Genomic DNA, 15350 nt, shown 5'->3' with positions numbered 1-15350 from the left:
CTTTTTAAAATCTATGACTCAATTTGCATTTGTTTTTCCAGGGCAGGGTTCGCAAGCCATTGGCATGTTAAACGGCTTTGCCGATAATCATATTGTGCAGCAAACAATTACTGAAGCGTCGGATGCATTGCAGTTCGATTTGGGTAAATTGATTGCCGGTGGCCCAAAAGAATTACTTGATTTAACGACCAATACTCAGCCTGTGATGCTGACAGCAGCGGTAGCTTGTTACCGCGCCTGGATTGCGGCTGGCGGTGCCATGCCTGCGTTGGTCGCAGGACATAGCTTGGGTGAGTATTCCGCTTTAGTTGCTTCCGGCGTGATCGCGTTTAAAGATGCAGTGCCATTGGTGAGATTTCGTGCGCAGGCCATGCAAGACGCTGTGCCCGTTGGTCATGGCGGTATGGCCGCTATTTTGGGATTGTCAGACGAAGATGTAATCGCGGCTTGCGCCGAAGCGATCATAGGTCACGCAGATGAAGTGGTCGAGGCGGTGAATTTTAATGCTCCGGCACAAGTTGTTATCGCAGGTAATATAGCTGCGGTTGAGCGGGCTTGTGAGATTGCAAAGACAAAAGGCGCAAAGCGCGCCTTGCCTTTGGCTGTTTCAGCGCCATTTCATTCTTCATTGCTGAGGCCTGCGTCTGATAAATTGCGGGATTGTATGGCAGGTTTGAATTTTTCTGCGCCGGTTATTCCTTTGATAAATAATGTCGATGTGGCGATTATTAATGACGTTGCTGCAATCAAAGACGCGCTGGTGCGTCAGGCAGCAAGTCCTGTGCGCTGGGTTGAAACAGTACAAAAAATTGGCTCTAGCGGATTGACGCATGTAATTGAATGCGGACCGGGCAAAGTGTTGACTGGTTTGACCAAGCGCATTAATGGTGAGTTGATTAGCGATGCAATCTTTGATCAGGCGTCGTTAGAAAAGGTGATGGAAATTTTAAAATGACACAACAATTAGTAAATCAGGTTGCACTTGTTACTGGTGCATCTCGCGGTATAGGTAAGGCCATAGCCATTGCTTTAGCTACAGCTGGCGCGCGCGTGATTGGTACTGCCACATCTGAATCTGGCGCCGCCGTGATTTCAGAATATCTTGCTGAAGTGGGGCCAAATGCAGGTAAGGGCGTCGCTCTGAACGTCAACGATGTCGCACGTTGCACTTCTTTGGTAGAAGAAATTCAAAAAGAATTTGGCTGCTTGTCTATCTTGGTTAACAATGCTGGTATTACCCAAGATCAATTGGCGATGCGTATGAAAGAGGAGGAGTGGGATAGTGTTATCTCGACTAATCTAAGTTCCGTCGGGCGTCTTTCACGCGCCGTATTGCGCGGTATGATGAAGGCGAAACACGGGCGTATCATCAATATCACCTCAGTCGTCGGTTCTGCTGGCAACCCTGGGCAAATGAACTACGCAGCCGCAAAAGCTGGTGTTGCCGGTATGAGTCGTGCGCTGGCGCGTGAAATTGGTAGCCGTAACATTACAGTTAATTGTATCGCGCCTGGTTTTATTGACACAGACATGACCAAATCGTTGACAGACGATCAAAAAGCGGCAATTCTGCAGCAAATTCCATTGGCTAGATTAGGGCAGCCGGAAGATATTGCAGCCGCAACTCTTTTTCTCGCATCACCTGCAGCGGGTTATATTACCGGTACAACGTTGCATGTTAATGGCGGGATGTATTTAAGTTAATTTCGATTAATTTAGTTTTATTGGTATTTATCGGGTTAATCGCTGCAAATAAGCGGAGATATGCCTGTAAAATGCTTACTTGCTTTTTTTGCGCGCAAACCTGCTAAAATGCGCGCACTTTCTGAAACCACTAATGGAGAATCACATGTCAGATATCGAACAACGCGTTAAGAAAATCGTCGCTGAACAATTGGGCGTCGCTGAAGCAGACATCAAAATCGAATCTTCCTTCGTGGATGATCTGGGTGCTGATTCCCTTGATACAGTTGAATTGGTCATGGCTCTTGAAGATGAGTTCGAAATGGAAATTCCTGACGAACAAGCTGAAAAAATTACTACTGTGCAACAAGCAATCGACTACGCTACTGCGCACGTTAAGGTCTAATATTGGCTTTAAGCCTGTTGAGTTGTCATGTAATCGTCTGCGGTCATCGCTGTATTGCCGCGACGAAATCTAAGCATAACCAGTTTTCAAGTCCAGGAGAAGCGCTTGAGCCGTACGCTTAAACGTCGTGTCGTGGTCACCGGTCTCGGTTGCGTTTCCCCAGTTGGCAATACTATTGCCGATGCATGGGGTGGCGTAACTGCAGGCAAATCCGGTATTGCCACTATTACCAAATTTGATGCAACACCTTTCTCTACGCATTTTGCGGGAGAGGTTAAAGGTTTCAATATCGAGGAATACATCCCCGCTAAAGAAGCTCGCAATATGGATACGTTTATCCATTACGGTGTGGCTGCTGGAATGCAAGCTTTCCGCGATAGTGGTCTTAACGTTACTGAAGAAAATGCTGAACGTATCGGCGTAATCGTTGGTTCTGGGATTGGTGGTTTGCCACTGATTGAAGAAACTAAAGATATTTTGACTGAGCGTGGCCCACGTCGTATCAGCCCGTTCTTCGTTCCTGCCTCAATCATTAATATGATTTCTGGTCACTTATCGATTAAGTTTGGCTTAAAAGGGCCAAATCTGGCGATTGTTACTGCTTGTACTACCGGCTTACATTGTATTGGTTCTGCCGCTCGTATGATCGAGTACGGTGATGCTGACGTCATGATTGCTGGGGGTGCGGAATCTACTATTTCTCCACTGGGTTTAGGCGGCTTTGCTTCTGCTCGCGCACTCTCTTCACGTAATGATGACCCAGCTACTGCATCCCGTCCATGGGATAAGGATAGAGATGGTTTTGTCTTAGGTGAGGGTGCCGGTGTCATGGTGCTGGAAGAATACGAACACGCCAAAGCACGCGGAGCCAAAATTTATGCAGAAGTGCTAGGCTTTGGTATGAGTGGAGATGCGTATCACATCACATCGCCATCAATGGATGGGCCTCGTCGCAGTATGGTCAATGCAATGAAAAATGCAGAAATCAATCCTGATCAAATTAACTACCTAAATGCACACGGTACGTCCACGTCTTTAGGTGATAAGAATGAAACAGATGCGATCAAAGCAACCTTCGGTGATTATGCTTATAAAATAACGGTCAATTCGACCAAATCGATGACCGGACATTTATTAGGCGGCGCTGGTGGTTTGGAATCTGTATTTACCGTTTTGGCGCTGCATCATCAAATTTCACCACCAACAATTAATATTTTTAATCAAGATCCAGAATGCGATCTCGATTACTGCGCTAATACGGCTAGAGAAATGAACATCAAATTTGCGATGAAAAATTCTTTTGGCTTTGGTGGTACAAACGGCACATTAATTTTTGGTAAAGTTTAAATCACTATTTTTGTAATTGATTTGCAAATCTAATTTGCCAGTTTAAATGAAATAATTCGGCACTTCAGTTCTTAGGAACGAAGTGCCGCTTTCTTTTGGTGACTCATGTCGATAAGCCTGTCTGCCACTATTGCACCATCACGCTGCTTATTATTAGCGACCGCCTGTATGTGTGTTCTGGTAACTGGTATCGTTGTGTGCAGTGTATGGTCGTTTGGGTGGCAACTAAGTTGGCATTTATTTTTTCGGTTGTTATTAATATTCGTAAGTCTAGTATTAATAGCTTATCGATTTATGGCATTCTTAAATAATCGTTTTTCAGTAAAAATAGATATTGCCGCTTCTGGCAGAATTATCTTGCGACGCTTTATAAAACAATCCGACGCATGGCAGTCATATGTGGTTACCATGACTGACGCAACTACTTTATGGCCGCATTTGTTACTGCTACATTTGCAGTCGCAAGATGATCAGGGACGGCGCATACATATTGTTCCCATTTTGCCTGACTGCGTTGATGCGCGCACCTGGCGTAAATTATCCGTAGCGTTGCGCTGGATTGCTATTCATCAGCAGGCGCAGAAAAATACAGCAGCACAACCTGGGAACTTTTAACCGGTGTATGTGATCTACACAGCATATCGCGTTTAAATTCTCCCGAAAATAGGAAACAGTGAGTGACGACAGAGCGCGAGATTGATCAACTACTTGTTGAGCGCGTCCAGCGTGGTGACAAAAAAGCATTCGAGCTATTGGTTTCTAAATATCAAAGGAAACTCATGCGGCTTGTGTCTCGTCTCGTCCATGATCAGGCAGAAGCTGAAGACGTGGTGCAAGAATCTTTTATTAAAGCTTACCGCGCGATGGGGAATTTTCGTGGAGATGCCGCTTTCTACACTTGGTTGTACAGAATCGGTGTGAATACTGCTAAAAATTATCTGGTGACGCAAGGACGGCGTGCACCAACTTCGACAGATGCTGATATCGAAGAGGCAGAAACTTTTGTCGACGCGGACGGACTAAGGGATATCAATACACCAGAGTCTTTGTTGGCCAGTAAGCAGATCGCAGATACTGTGAATAATGCAATGCTTGCCCTGCCAGAAGAATTGCGTAATGCGATTACTTTGCGTGAAATTGAAGGTTTGAGTTATGACGAAATTGCAGAAGTCATGTTGTGCCCGATTGGCACCGTGAGAAGCCGCATTTTTCGGGCAAGGGAGGCGATCGCTGAGAAGTTGCGTCCCATGCTGGGGACAACTCTGGATCAGCGATGGTGAAGCCAGACTAAGGCAGCGTCGAACACTGATAAGACAGACTGACAAAGTAGATTTGAATATATTAAGTAGTAAAAATTGCGGATAAGATCATGAAGACAGATACCACTAAACAAGAGCGCATTTCAGCTTTGCTCGATAATGAGCTAACTGATGCACAACTCGATATGGCGCTTGCCAGCCTGAGCGCTGCAGATCACGCGGAATCGAAAGAAGCATGGGAAATTTATCATCAGATTGGTGATGTATTGCGCTCTGATGATTTGTCGTTTAACTTAAGTGCTGATTTTTCTTCAAAAATGAAAGCGCTGCTAGACGCTGAACCTGTCGTCCTCGCGCCACAGTGCCAGCTAAGTCAAGTAAGTTCGACTCCAGCAGAGCCAACGCTGAGCTTCACCAATCGCTCGCGTTTTTCTCGCTACATGACAATGTCGGGTGTTGCTGCAGCTGTGTTGCTTGCGTTTGTATTAGTGCCGCAAATACCATCCAATTTAGGTGGTGATAACTTGCAAGCTAATCTCAATACTCAAGCCAATGTCGCCCAGATGAATGCGCCAGTCAATACGCCAAGCTCAGCGTTACAAAATTCATCTCTGACAAATGGAGATTTAGTACAGCTGGTTTCTAATACCACCGCACCGGAAGTAAAAGCTAAATTATCCGATCAGATAGAAATGTTGCGTGATCCTCGGCTGGATAGTTATTTACAGGCGCATCAGAAATTTTCTCCGCCTATAGAAAATGGTACGCAGTACGCAACCCGTGCTAACGTCCCTTATTCCAGTTCTGCAGCTCCCGCTTCTTTAGTATCGGAAAAATAGACACTATGCTGTTGCCGCGTTCAAGTTTTCCTTTATTTTTGCTGATTGCAGGTATTGCTGCGAGTCCTTTGCTATATGCGCAAAGTCAGGAAGCGCAGGACATACCAAGCCTGCTGCGTAAGATGCAAAGTTCAGCGCAAAAGCTTAATTATTCTGGCACCTTCGTATATCAGCAAGCGAATCAAATGCGCACCTCGCGCATTACGCATTTGTTGGAAGCCAATAACGAGCTAGAAAAACTAGAAATTTTGGATGGCAAGCCAAGAGAATACGTTAGACATAATGACGAGGTAACTTGTTATCTGCCTGAAAGTAAAACCATACAGGTTGAAAAACAAGTTACCCAAGAAGTATTCCCTTCTTTGCTCACCAGCAATGCACAATCCTTGCCAGAATCGTACTCGATTAAAAAAGCTGAACTTAGTCGCGTAGCAGGCTCCCAATGTCAGGTATTGAGCTTCGAGCCTAAAGATATTTATCGCTATGGCTATCGCTTGTGCATGGATCAGACCTCAGGTTTGTTATTACGTGCACAAACCGTTAATGCAAAAAATGAAGTTATAGAGCAAATTGCCTTCACCCAGCTTTATTTGGGTGATATCGATAAGAGCCGCGTTAAGCCAAGTTTTCAAAATACGGCACAATGGCATGTTGAAAACCTCACAGTACAGCCTAATATTAATTCTGGTTGGGTAGTCAAGGCTTTACCCGCGGGATTTAAGAAAAACCGTGAGATGAAGCGCTTGATTCCCGTGTCAATTGCACCAAATAGTTCAACTACGGCAGCGGCATCCGCTGCTAGTCAGCCTAAACCTCATGAAGTCATACAAATGATTTTTTCTGATGGCATTGCTGCGATTTCGGTCTTTATCGAGCCAGATACTCAAGGCCGGACTGAGGGTAGTTTGCAGCAAGGCGCGGTTACCATCATGGGTAAGCGTCATGGAGATTATTGGTTGACCGCTGTAGGCGAGGTACCATTTGCTGCAATTAAACAAGTCATAAACTCCATTGAATTTAAACCTAAGTGATGATGCCATGAAAATAACACCACGCTTTCCCGTCAAAAATTTTGTTTCCACCGTCATTTCCACTTTAACGATCAGTGCCTGTTTTGGCTTTATCGCCCCAACCGTGATGGGTGCGACATTGGCCGAGGCTACACCCGCATCTGCAACAGCTCCCCTAGTTACTGGCTTACCTGATTTTACGGACTTGGTAGATAAAACCAGTCCCGCCGTAGTGAATATCCGCACTACAGAAAAAATCCAGCAAGGGCAAATGGAAATGGGCGGGGATGACGAGCAGATGCAAGAGTTTTTCCGTCGCTTCTTCGGTATGCCCATTCCCAAGCAGCAACCTGCACCAACACCAAAAGGTCGTAAAAAAGCACCTCAGCAGCAAGAAGAAGAAATTCCGCGCGGCGTAGGCTCTGGTTTTATCATCTCGCAAGATGGGTACGTTCTGACCAACACCCACGTAGTTGAAGGCGCTTCAGAAGTCTACGTTAAACTCACCGACAAGCGTGAATTCAAAGCCAAAGTGATTGGCTCAGATCAACGTACTGACGTCGCCGTATTAAAAATCGAAGGTAGCAAGTTGCCACGTTTGTCGATTGGCGATTCAGACAAAATCAGAGCAGGCGAATGGGTACTGGCAATCGGTTCCCCGTTTGATCTGGACAACACAGTTACTGCCGGGATTATCTCTGCTAAGGCCCGTGATACCGGAGATTATCTGCCTTTGATCCAAACGGACGTTGCCGTCAATCCTGGCAATTCAGGCGGTCCGCTGATCAATATGCGTGGCGAAGTGATCGGTATTAACTCCCAGATTTATAGTCGCTCTGGCGGTTATATGGGCATCTCTTTCGCGATTCCGATTGACGAAGCTATGCGTGTCGCCGAGCAGTTAAAGTCTGGCGGCAAAGTCACCCGCGGTCGCATCGGTGTGCAGATTGGCGAATTATCTAAAGATGTTGCAGAATCTATCGGCTTGTCCAAAGCCCAAGGTGCTTTAGTTAGCCGGGTTGAGCCAGGCGCACCGGCAGACAAAGCGGGTATTCAGGACGGTGACGTCATCCTTAAATTTAATGGAGTAGCTATAGAAAAATCTAGCGATCTGCCACGTATTGTTGGCATGGTGAAGCCGGGTTCAAAAGCCACCATCTCCATTTGGCGTAAAGGTGCCGCACGTGAGTTATCCGTTGTGGTGGCGGAAGCAGAAGCTGATAATAAAGTCGCTGCGAAAACGGATAAAAAACCTAAGCGTGAACAAGCAACAAACGTCTTAGGTATTTTTGTCACCGACATGACCGACGCGCAAAAGAAAGAATTGCCAGGCGCCAGCGGTGTGGTTATCGATTCTGTTGAAGGCCCCGCAGCGCAAGCAGGTCTGCAACAGGGTGACATCATCCTGACCTTGAATAATGTCGATGTCAAAGATGCTAAGCAATTCGCTGCTATGGTCGCAAAACTTGATGCGAAAAAAGCTGCTGTCTTGTTAGTCCGCCGGGACAATATTTCTAAGTTCATCCCGATTCGTCCTGCTGCTCAGTAATTTGATTTTACGTTCGTCACCACATTAACAAAAACTGCCCGCACTCGTGTGGGCAGTTTTTTTGTAAGTGCTTGAACCCAGATTTTCCATTGGACCGCTACCACTTCGCAGAAGCGCAGACGGCGTGCGCTCTTCAGAGGGATAGCACCACCGCGATTTGAGTGGAAACGCTACAGCGACAATCGCACCTTTGGCGAACTGCCTGACGTTGTTGCTCCTCCTAGCAAGATGCAGCTTGCGTCGTCGTCGCGTCTAGCCAGTCAGTTCGCCAAAGGCAAACTTGTCGCTGTTCCAATGGAAAATCTGGGTTGAAAGACCTCTGTAGTAGTCACTTAGACCGAATCTATCCACTTATAATGACGTCAGAATTGTTTGGCAGTTTTTCGCCAGTTACATAATGATTGGCTTGAATGCTGAAAATATACTCTAGGTAAGTATATTTTAATTGTCCAATAGATCATTGGGTAATCTGGCGTATTGATAAAAATAATCGGGGAGTATAGGTAATATTCCTCTCAGATCAAAGTAAAATGACCGAATTCACCCTTTATTCCCGCAGTTATTGCCATCTTTGCGACGACATGCTGGCGCAGTTGCAAGCGTTTTCCAACGAGTTTAACTTCACCGTACATGTGCTGGATGTTGATGCCGACGATGCTTTACTCGCTTTGTATGATGAGTTAGTACCAGTACTCGTGGGTAAAAAAGCCGATGCGCCGGAGCAGCAGATTTGCCATTATTTTTTAGATCAAGCCAAATTGAAAGCATTTTTTGATGAGTAAAATCGACTCCACCTTCTCACTGTTTGATTATGAAGGCGAATTAATTTGTGGTGTGGACGAAGCGGGGCGCGGTCCCTTAGCTGGTCCTGTGATGGCTGCGGCAGTGATCCTTGATCCTGCGCATCCGATTGCTGGTTTGCGCGATTCTAAGAAACTGAGTGAGGCCAAGCGCGACCAGTTAGCGATTGAGATTAAGCAATATGCGCTGGCCTGGTCTATTGCCGAATGTTCTGAGCAAGAAATTGATGAGCTTAATATTTTGCAGGCCACCATGCTGGCAATGCGCCGCGCGGTAGAAGGTTTAACTATTCAGCCGACACTGGCACTGATTGACGGCAATCGTTGTCCTGTCATGTCGGTACGATCAGAGGCGATCGTCAAAGGCGATGACAAAGTACAAGCTATTTCAGCCGCCTCGATTTTGGCAAAAACGGCTCGTGACCACCGTCTGGCGCAATTGCATTTGCAGTATCCGCAATACGCTTTGGATCAACACAAAGGTTATCCTACCGCCTTACATTTGGCCTTGTTGCGTGAACATGGCGTCTCGCCAATTCATAGAAAATCTTATGCGCCGGTAAGAGCGTTGTTAAACTCTAGTTTCCAAAAGACTGCCCCCAATTTCTGACTCAATGAAATCAATTACTTCCCGCGATAATCCGCTCTTTAAAGAACTGAAGCTGCTTGCCACCAGCTCGCAAGCGCGTCGTAAGTCTGGCCGTACTTTGCTAGATGGCGTGCATTTATGTCAGGCATATTGGCAGCATCTGGGCGCACCGCAAATCTGTATTATTTCTGAGGGTAGCGTCCATCACCCTGAGGTGGAATCAATACTCTCGCTGTGTAGCGAAAAAGCGCAATGTATTTGCCTGCCTGATGCTTTATACGATGCGTTGAGCCAAGTTGAACACGGCATTGGCGTCATGTTTATCATCGCCACGCCTGATCCGGTATTCCCGGCACTGCTGCAAGAATCCTCAGTCTTGCTCGATAATTTACAAGATCCTGGCAACTTAGGATCGATCTTGCGCAGCGCCGCTGGCGCAGGTATTCGCAATGTCTTTTGTAGTCCCGGTACCGCTTTTGCGTGGTCGCCTAAAGTGATGCGGGCGGGGATGGGCGCACATTTTTTGCTAAATATTTTTGAGAATGTTGATCTGCACAGTTTGCTCAACAATACCCGCATACCGATTCTGGCAACCAGCTCGCATACGACACAGACGATTTATCAGGTGAATTTAAATCAGCCTGTCGCATGGCTATTCGGCCATGAAGGGCAGGGCGTAGCAGAGGATTTGATGGCGCTGTCAAGCCACACCGTTACTATTCCGCAGCGGGCAGAAATCGAGTCGCTGAACGTGGCTGCCAGTGCGGCAATTTGTTTTTTTGAGCAAGTCAGACAATCGCTGTAAATTGTAAGGTTACATAAAAAATAGAGCGCCAATTTCGCGCTCTATTTTTTTGATTTTTTTGATTTTTTGATCAAGACTACCTAACAGGCATCAAGGATGCAGCCGATACCAATAATGATAACAACGGCTAAACCCCAGTTTTTCATACACCCGGATGGCTGTTGCATTTGTCGCTACGACTTGCAGATAAGCATCGCTGGCACCGCCTGATTTACCCCATGCCATGAGTTTGCTGCAAAGTTGTTGTGCCAACCCTCGCCCGCGAAAATCGGGATGCGTGACGACATCAAATAATCCCAACTGTGTACCAGTGATCACGCCAAGTCCGCAGCAGACTATTTGGCCGCCTTCTCGCAATACCGCAAAAGCGCATTGACCTTGGATCGCTTGCAGCATTCGCAGATGGATTTTTTGTCCTACTGCCTCATAACCAGATAGTTCTTGGAAAGCGCTCAGCCACGGTTTTACCTCAATGAGGAAGTCCTGTTCATGAGCATCATCGCCCATATCGTTGATACGACTTTCAGCCAAATTGACTGTCATCACCAGCGACAAATCGGCAAACTGATAGCCTTGCTTTTCTAAGCTCTGGTCAACCTCGGGCGACGTACAAAAAGACGCCAGGCGGAAAATAGGTTTTAGCTTGCGTGCGTGGAAAATTGCTTCGATGTGCTTGATCTGTGTTTCTGGCAAGCTCGTGATCCTGACTAAGGCATTCGCAGAATTGGCGCGCTTGGTATACCCCTCAGAAAAACGCAGCCGCCAGCCGCCAAAGTCTTGTTGCTCCAGTGCAGGCCATGCGGCAAACGCCGCTTGTTCTATCGTGTGCATAAAAATATCTGTTTTTGGTTTTCTCGGCAGAAAATCAGCTACAGGTTTTCCTTTGATGATTTTTATACTCCCAGTGAGTACATATTAAGTGTCCATATAATCATTGGACACTGTGGCATATTTATTAAAAATAATGGGGAGTATATTGATTTGTGCCGGAATTTTTTGGTATTAAACCTACGAGTTGGCTTGAAAATGAGTGCGTAACGCAGAGGTACAAAGAACGCAGAGCTGATTTACTCCCTGCGTTTTTGCTTCTACTCAGCGCCATGATTACTTGACTTTAAGCTACTTAGTAAATCCTCACATCCGATTTAATCTCTTGCAAAATTGTGGTGGAGATTTCTTCGATTGACTTGGTGGTGGATGATAACCAGCGTATGCCTTCACGCTTCATCATCGCTTCGGCTTCGTTGACTTCATAGCGACAATTTTCTAAAGACGCATATTTGCTGCCAGGGCGGCGCTCGTTGCGGATCTCGGATAAACGCTCTGGCGCGATGCTCAAGCCAAAAATTTTTGCCTTATACGGTGGCAGGTTGGACGGTAATTTGCCACGCTCAAAATCATCCGGTATCAAAGGATAATTCGCTGCTTTAATCCCGTATTGCATTGCCAGGTAGAGACTGGTCGGAGTTTTGCCCGAGCGTGATACGCCGACCAGAATGACATCGGCTGCCGACAGATTTTTATGCGATTGACCGTCGTCATGCGCTAATGAAAAGTTGATTGCCTCGATCCGGTTTTTATATTCTTCCGAATCGGTCATGTTGTGGCTGCGACCTATGGTGTGGCTGGATTTCACGCCCAGCTCGTGCTCCAGTGGCGCGACAAAGGTCTGGATCAAATCCATATGCATGCCCTTGGATTTAAATACCACTTCGGCCAGATCCGTTTTAACCAGGGTAGAAAAAATAATAGGGCGATTGCCGTCAACAGCCAAAGCCTCATTAATTTTGCGCGCCGCGTCATGCGCTTTGTCTAAGGTGTCGATGAAGGGTAATCGAACTTGCTTAAACTTTAAGTCAAATTGGGTTAAAACTGAATGACCAAAAGTTTCGGCAGTAATACCCGTACCATCCGATACAAAAAATACGGTCCGGTTAGCGGGTGGAATGGGCGGTTGTAGTGGATCAGGCATGGAGTCTTTGCTCGGCTGGGTGGATGACTTGTTTGCACAGCGATTTATTTCGCCGCACAAAAATTCTTTCTATACTTATAACAAAAAAGACGCTAAATTCTAACTTTACGTGGGCAAATTAGCTGGCACTCCATGTAAAATGGCAGCCAGCAAGTTGCACGCAATAAGTACTTTTCTTTCAGCTCCTCTTTGTCTTCGCGCATTGATACTAAGAATAACAAAAAAATAGCGATGGACGAAGTAGTTTGCACTAAGTAAGAGCATTCAGAGCAGTAAAGACTCGTATCGATTAGCATGTCCCATGACTAGTACAGATTTCTTACCATCAAAAAGAGGTTGTTATGTCCAACGCAGCAATTACCGAGGCAACTTATGTCGCCTCGTTTGAGCATTTACGAATGACGGATGTTGAATCCGTCGGCGGGAAAAATGCATCTTTAGGCGAAATGATTAGCCAGCTGGCAACGGCAGGTGTCCGTGTTCCGGGTGGTTTTGCCACTACAGCACAGGCTTTCCGTGATTTTTTATCGTATAGCGAAAACGGCGGCGCACCATTGGCGCAGCGTATCGCTGATCGCCTCGTCAGTTTAGATATTGAAGACGTCAAAGAACTGGCAAGAGCGGGTGCCGAAATCCGTCAATGGATTATTGATACGCCGTTTCAGCCACGTTTGCAAAAAGAGATTGAAGAGTTTTATAACCGCTTGGTTGCAGACTCGGCGGCGGAAATGTCATTTGCTGTGCGCTCCTCAGCCACGGCAGAAGATTTACCAGATGCCTCATTTGCAGGTCAGCAAGAGACTTTCCTCAACGTGGTCGGCATCGACAACGTGTTAGAAGCGATGAAGCATGTTTTTGCATCGCTGTATAACGACCGTGCCATTTCCTACCGTGTACACAAAGGCTTTACGCATGCTGAAGTTGCCTTGTCAGCGGGTGTGCAGCGCATGGTACGTTCTGATCTGGGCGCGGCTGGTGTGATGTTCACGATTGATACCGAGTCCGGTTTTAAGGACGTGGTTTTCATCACATCCAGCTACGGTCTGGGTGAAACAGTAGTGCAGGGCGCTGTCAATCCTGATGAATTTTATGTCCATAAGCCGATGCTGGAGCTGGGTAAATTGCCAGTGATCCGCCGCAATATCGGCTCCAAGCTGATCAAAATGGAATTTACTGGCGAAGCCAAAGCAGGTCGCTCTGTTAAAACAGTCGATGTCCCTATCGAGCTGCGCAATCGCTATTCGCTCAACGATACTGAAGTGGTTGAGCTGGCCAAGTACGCTGTCATCATCGAAAAACACTACGGTCGTCCTATGGATATCGAGTGGGGCAAAGATGGTCGTGACGGCAAACTCTACATTTTGCAGGCACGTCCAGAAACCGTTAAATCACAACAAAAATCAACCGATGCGCAGCAACGCTTTAAGCTCAAAGGTACCGGCACAGTTATTACATCTGGCCGTGCCATTGGGCAGAAAATCGGCGCAGGTCGCGTCCGTGTGATCCATGATCCATCCGAAATGGAACGTGTACAACCAGGTGACGTATTAGTTGCCGACATGACCGATCCTAACTGGGAACCCGTCATGAAGCGTGCTGCAGCCATCGTGACTAATCGCGGTGGCCGTACTTGCCACGCAGCGATTATTGCGCGTGAGCTGGGCGTACCCGCGGTGGTTGGTTGTGGTGACGCGACAGAACTGCTGAAAGACGGCACGCTGGTCACCGTATCTTGTGCCGAAGGTGACGAAGGCAAAATCTACGACGGTTTGCTAGAGACAGAAATCACGGAAGAAATGCGTGGCGAATTGCCTAAGCTCCCACTCAAAATTATGCTCAATGTGGGCAATCCGCAATTGGCATTTGATTTCCAATCCGTACCAAACGAAGGTGTGGGTCTGGCGCGTTTAGAGTTCATCATCAACAACAATATCGGTGTTCATCCAAAAGCGATTTTGGAATATCCGAATATTGATGCAGATCTGAAAAAAGCAGTCGAGTCGGTTGCTCGTGGTCACGCTTCTCCAAGAGCGTTTTATGTCGATAAATTAGCCGAAGGTATCGCTACCATTGCCGCTGCGTTCTGGCCAAAAAAAGTCATCGTGCGTTTGTCTGATTTTAAATCGAACGAATATAAAAAGTTGATCGGCGGATCACGTTACGAGCCGGATGAAGAAAATCCGATGTTAGGCTTCCGCGGTGCAGCGCGTTATCTGGCAGGTGACTTTGCTGAGTCGTTTGAGATGGAATGCCTGGCAATGAAACGTGTCCGTAACGACATGGGACTGACTAATGTCGAGATTATGGTGCCTTTCGTCCGTACTTTAGGACAGGCCGAAAAAGTCATTAATTTGCTCGCCAAAAACGGCCTCAAGCGCGGTGAAAACGGCTTGCGCATTATCATGATGTGCGAGGTCCCATCTAATGCGATTTTGGCAGAAGAATTCTTGCAATTCTTTGATGGCTTCTCGATTGGTTCCAACGATCTGACTCAGCTTACGCTGGGCTTAGATCGTGATTCTGGTATGGAGTTACTGGCGGCTGATTTTGATGAGCGTGATCCTGCTGTGCGTGCTTTGCTGTCACGCGCTATTGCTGCCTGCATCAAATTGAATAAGTACGTTGGTATTTGTGGTCAGGGTCCATCCGATCATCCTGACTTTGCAGAATGGTTGATGAAGGAAGGTATAGAGTCGATTTCACTCAATCCTGATTCTGTCATTGATACCTGGCAAAAACTGGCGGCTGTGAGCAAATAAAAAACTCACCAATTTCAGTCGTCAGTAGCAAAATAAAGCGTGAGCCTGTATCAAAAACAGGCTCACGCTTTTTTGTTGGTGCGCCGCAACAAGACTGATTTTAGTGGTTGTAGTTTACGGAATTTAGACTAGACTACCGATGCCTTAACAGTAATAAAAATAAAATCAATACTCCAACAAAATTCATAAAAATAGCCCTCGCTGCCAAAAGGTAGCGAGGGCTTTTTTTTACAGAATTTGGTGAGTAAATTCTCAACGCGATTACCGATGACCGTTTGAAACAAATCGCGCAGAATACGACGATTCACCGATGTTGGCGATATTGAACCTGA

15 protein-coding genes are annotated in these 15350 nt (G+C 46.5%); 13 read left to right on the top strand and 2 right to left on the bottom strand.

Annotation, left to right across the window (positions count from 1 at the left end):
- Window positions 1-13 precede the first annotated feature (13 nt).
- The 12 genes from fabD (at window position 14) to RGU72_RS08425 (ending at window position 10287) form a co-directional block, all read left to right on the top strand.
- Window positions 14-955, top strand: coding sequence for an ACP S-malonyltransferase (fabD, locus tag RGU72_RS08480; RefSeq protein ID WP_322119313.1), 942 nt, complete (start codon window positions 14-16; stop codon window positions 953-955).
- Window positions 952-1704 (top strand): 3-oxoacyl-ACP reductase FabG, encoded by a 753-nt coding sequence (fabG, locus tag RGU72_RS08475; RefSeq protein WP_322119312.1) that lies wholly within the window; start codon window positions 952-954, stop codon window positions 1702-1704. The genes fabD and fabG overlap by 4 nt, the downstream gene beginning before the upstream one ends.
- A 145-nt stretch (window positions 1705-1849) precedes the next feature.
- Complete coding sequence (gene acpP / locus RGU72_RS08470) at window positions 1850-2089, top strand: acyl carrier protein (protein WP_322119311.1); 240 nt, start codon at window positions 1850-1852, stop codon at window positions 2087-2089.
- A 105-nt stretch (window positions 2090-2194) separates the two neighbouring features.
- A complete protein-coding gene (gene fabF, locus RGU72_RS08465; protein WP_322119310.1) occupies window positions 2195-3436 on the top strand; it encodes a beta-ketoacyl-ACP synthase II in 1242 nt (413 codons plus the stop codon).
- A 105-nt stretch (window positions 3437-3541) separates the two neighbouring features.
- Window positions 3542-4051, top strand: a complete 510-nt coding sequence (locus tag RGU72_RS08460; RefSeq protein WP_322119309.1) for a protein YgfX — start codon at window positions 3542-3544, stop codon at window positions 4049-4051.
- Window positions 4052-4113: 62 nt separating this feature from the next.
- Window positions 4114-4716, top strand: coding sequence for an RNA polymerase sigma factor RpoE (rpoE, locus tag RGU72_RS08455; protein ID WP_322119308.1), 603 nt, complete (start codon window positions 4114-4116; stop codon window positions 4714-4716).
- Between the two features lie 89 nt (window positions 4717-4805).
- Entirely contained in the window at window positions 4806-5534 is a 729-nt protein-coding gene (locus RGU72_RS08450) for a sigma-E factor negative regulatory protein (RefSeq protein WP_322119307.1), read from the top strand.
- Between the two features lie 5 nt (window positions 5535-5539).
- Window positions 5540-6565, top strand: coding sequence for a MucB/RseB C-terminal domain-containing protein (locus RGU72_RS08445; RefSeq protein WP_322119306.1), 1026 nt, complete (start codon window positions 5540-5542; stop codon window positions 6563-6565).
- 7 nt (window positions 6566-6572) lie between these two features.
- Window positions 6573-8093, top strand: coding sequence for a DegQ family serine endoprotease (locus RGU72_RS08440; RefSeq protein ID WP_416200112.1), 1521 nt, complete (start codon window positions 6573-6575; stop codon window positions 8091-8093).
- A 530-nt stretch (window positions 8094-8623) separates the two neighbouring features.
- Window positions 8624-8875 carry a glutaredoxin family protein gene (locus RGU72_RS08435; protein WP_322119305.1) on the top strand — a complete coding sequence of 84 codons (252 nt, stop codon included), beginning with the start codon at window positions 8624-8626 and terminating at the stop codon, window positions 8873-8875.
- Complete coding sequence (gene rnhB / locus RGU72_RS08430) at window positions 8868-9503, top strand: ribonuclease HII (RefSeq protein ID WP_322119304.1); 636 nt, start codon at window positions 8868-8870, stop codon at window positions 9501-9503. The genes RGU72_RS08435 and rnhB overlap by 8 nt, the downstream gene beginning before the upstream one ends.
- 4 nt (window positions 9504-9507) lie before the next feature.
- A complete protein-coding gene (locus tag RGU72_RS08425) occupies window positions 9508-10287 on the top strand; it encodes an RNA methyltransferase (RefSeq protein ID WP_322119303.1) in 780 nt (259 codons plus the stop codon).
- Between the two features lie 90 nt (window positions 10288-10377).
- On the opposite strand, the gene RGU72_RS08420 is transcribed toward RGU72_RS08425, so the two are convergent.
- Both RGU72_RS08420 and RGU72_RS08415 read right to left on the bottom strand, forming a co-directional pair.
- Window positions 10378-11118 carry a GNAT family N-acetyltransferase gene (locus tag RGU72_RS08420; RefSeq protein WP_322119302.1) on the bottom strand — a complete coding sequence of 247 codons (741 nt, stop codon included), beginning with the start codon at window positions 11116-11118 and terminating at the stop codon, window positions 10378-10380.
- A 292-nt stretch (window positions 11119-11410) separates the two neighbouring features.
- Complete coding sequence (locus RGU72_RS08415; RefSeq protein WP_322119301.1) at window positions 11411-12259, bottom strand: pyruvate, water dikinase regulatory protein; 849 nt, start codon at window positions 12257-12259, stop codon at window positions 11411-11413.
- Window positions 12260-12600: 341 nt separating this feature from the next.
- On the opposite strand from RGU72_RS08415, the gene ppsA reads away from it, so the two are divergent.
- Complete coding sequence (gene ppsA / locus RGU72_RS08410; RefSeq protein ID WP_322119300.1) at window positions 12601-15018, top strand: phosphoenolpyruvate synthase; 2418 nt, start codon at window positions 12601-12603, stop codon at window positions 15016-15018.
- The last annotated feature ends 332 nt before the right edge of the window (window positions 15019-15350 follow it).

It is taken from the genome of Undibacterium sp. 5I1 (genome assembly GCF_034314085.1).
In the GTDB taxonomy this organism is placed as follows: Bacteria; Pseudomonadota; Gammaproteobacteria; order Burkholderiales; family Burkholderiaceae_D; genus Undibacterium.
The sequence above is the reverse complement of the archived record's forward strand: the minus strand, read 5'-3'. Positions and strand labels throughout refer to the sequence as shown.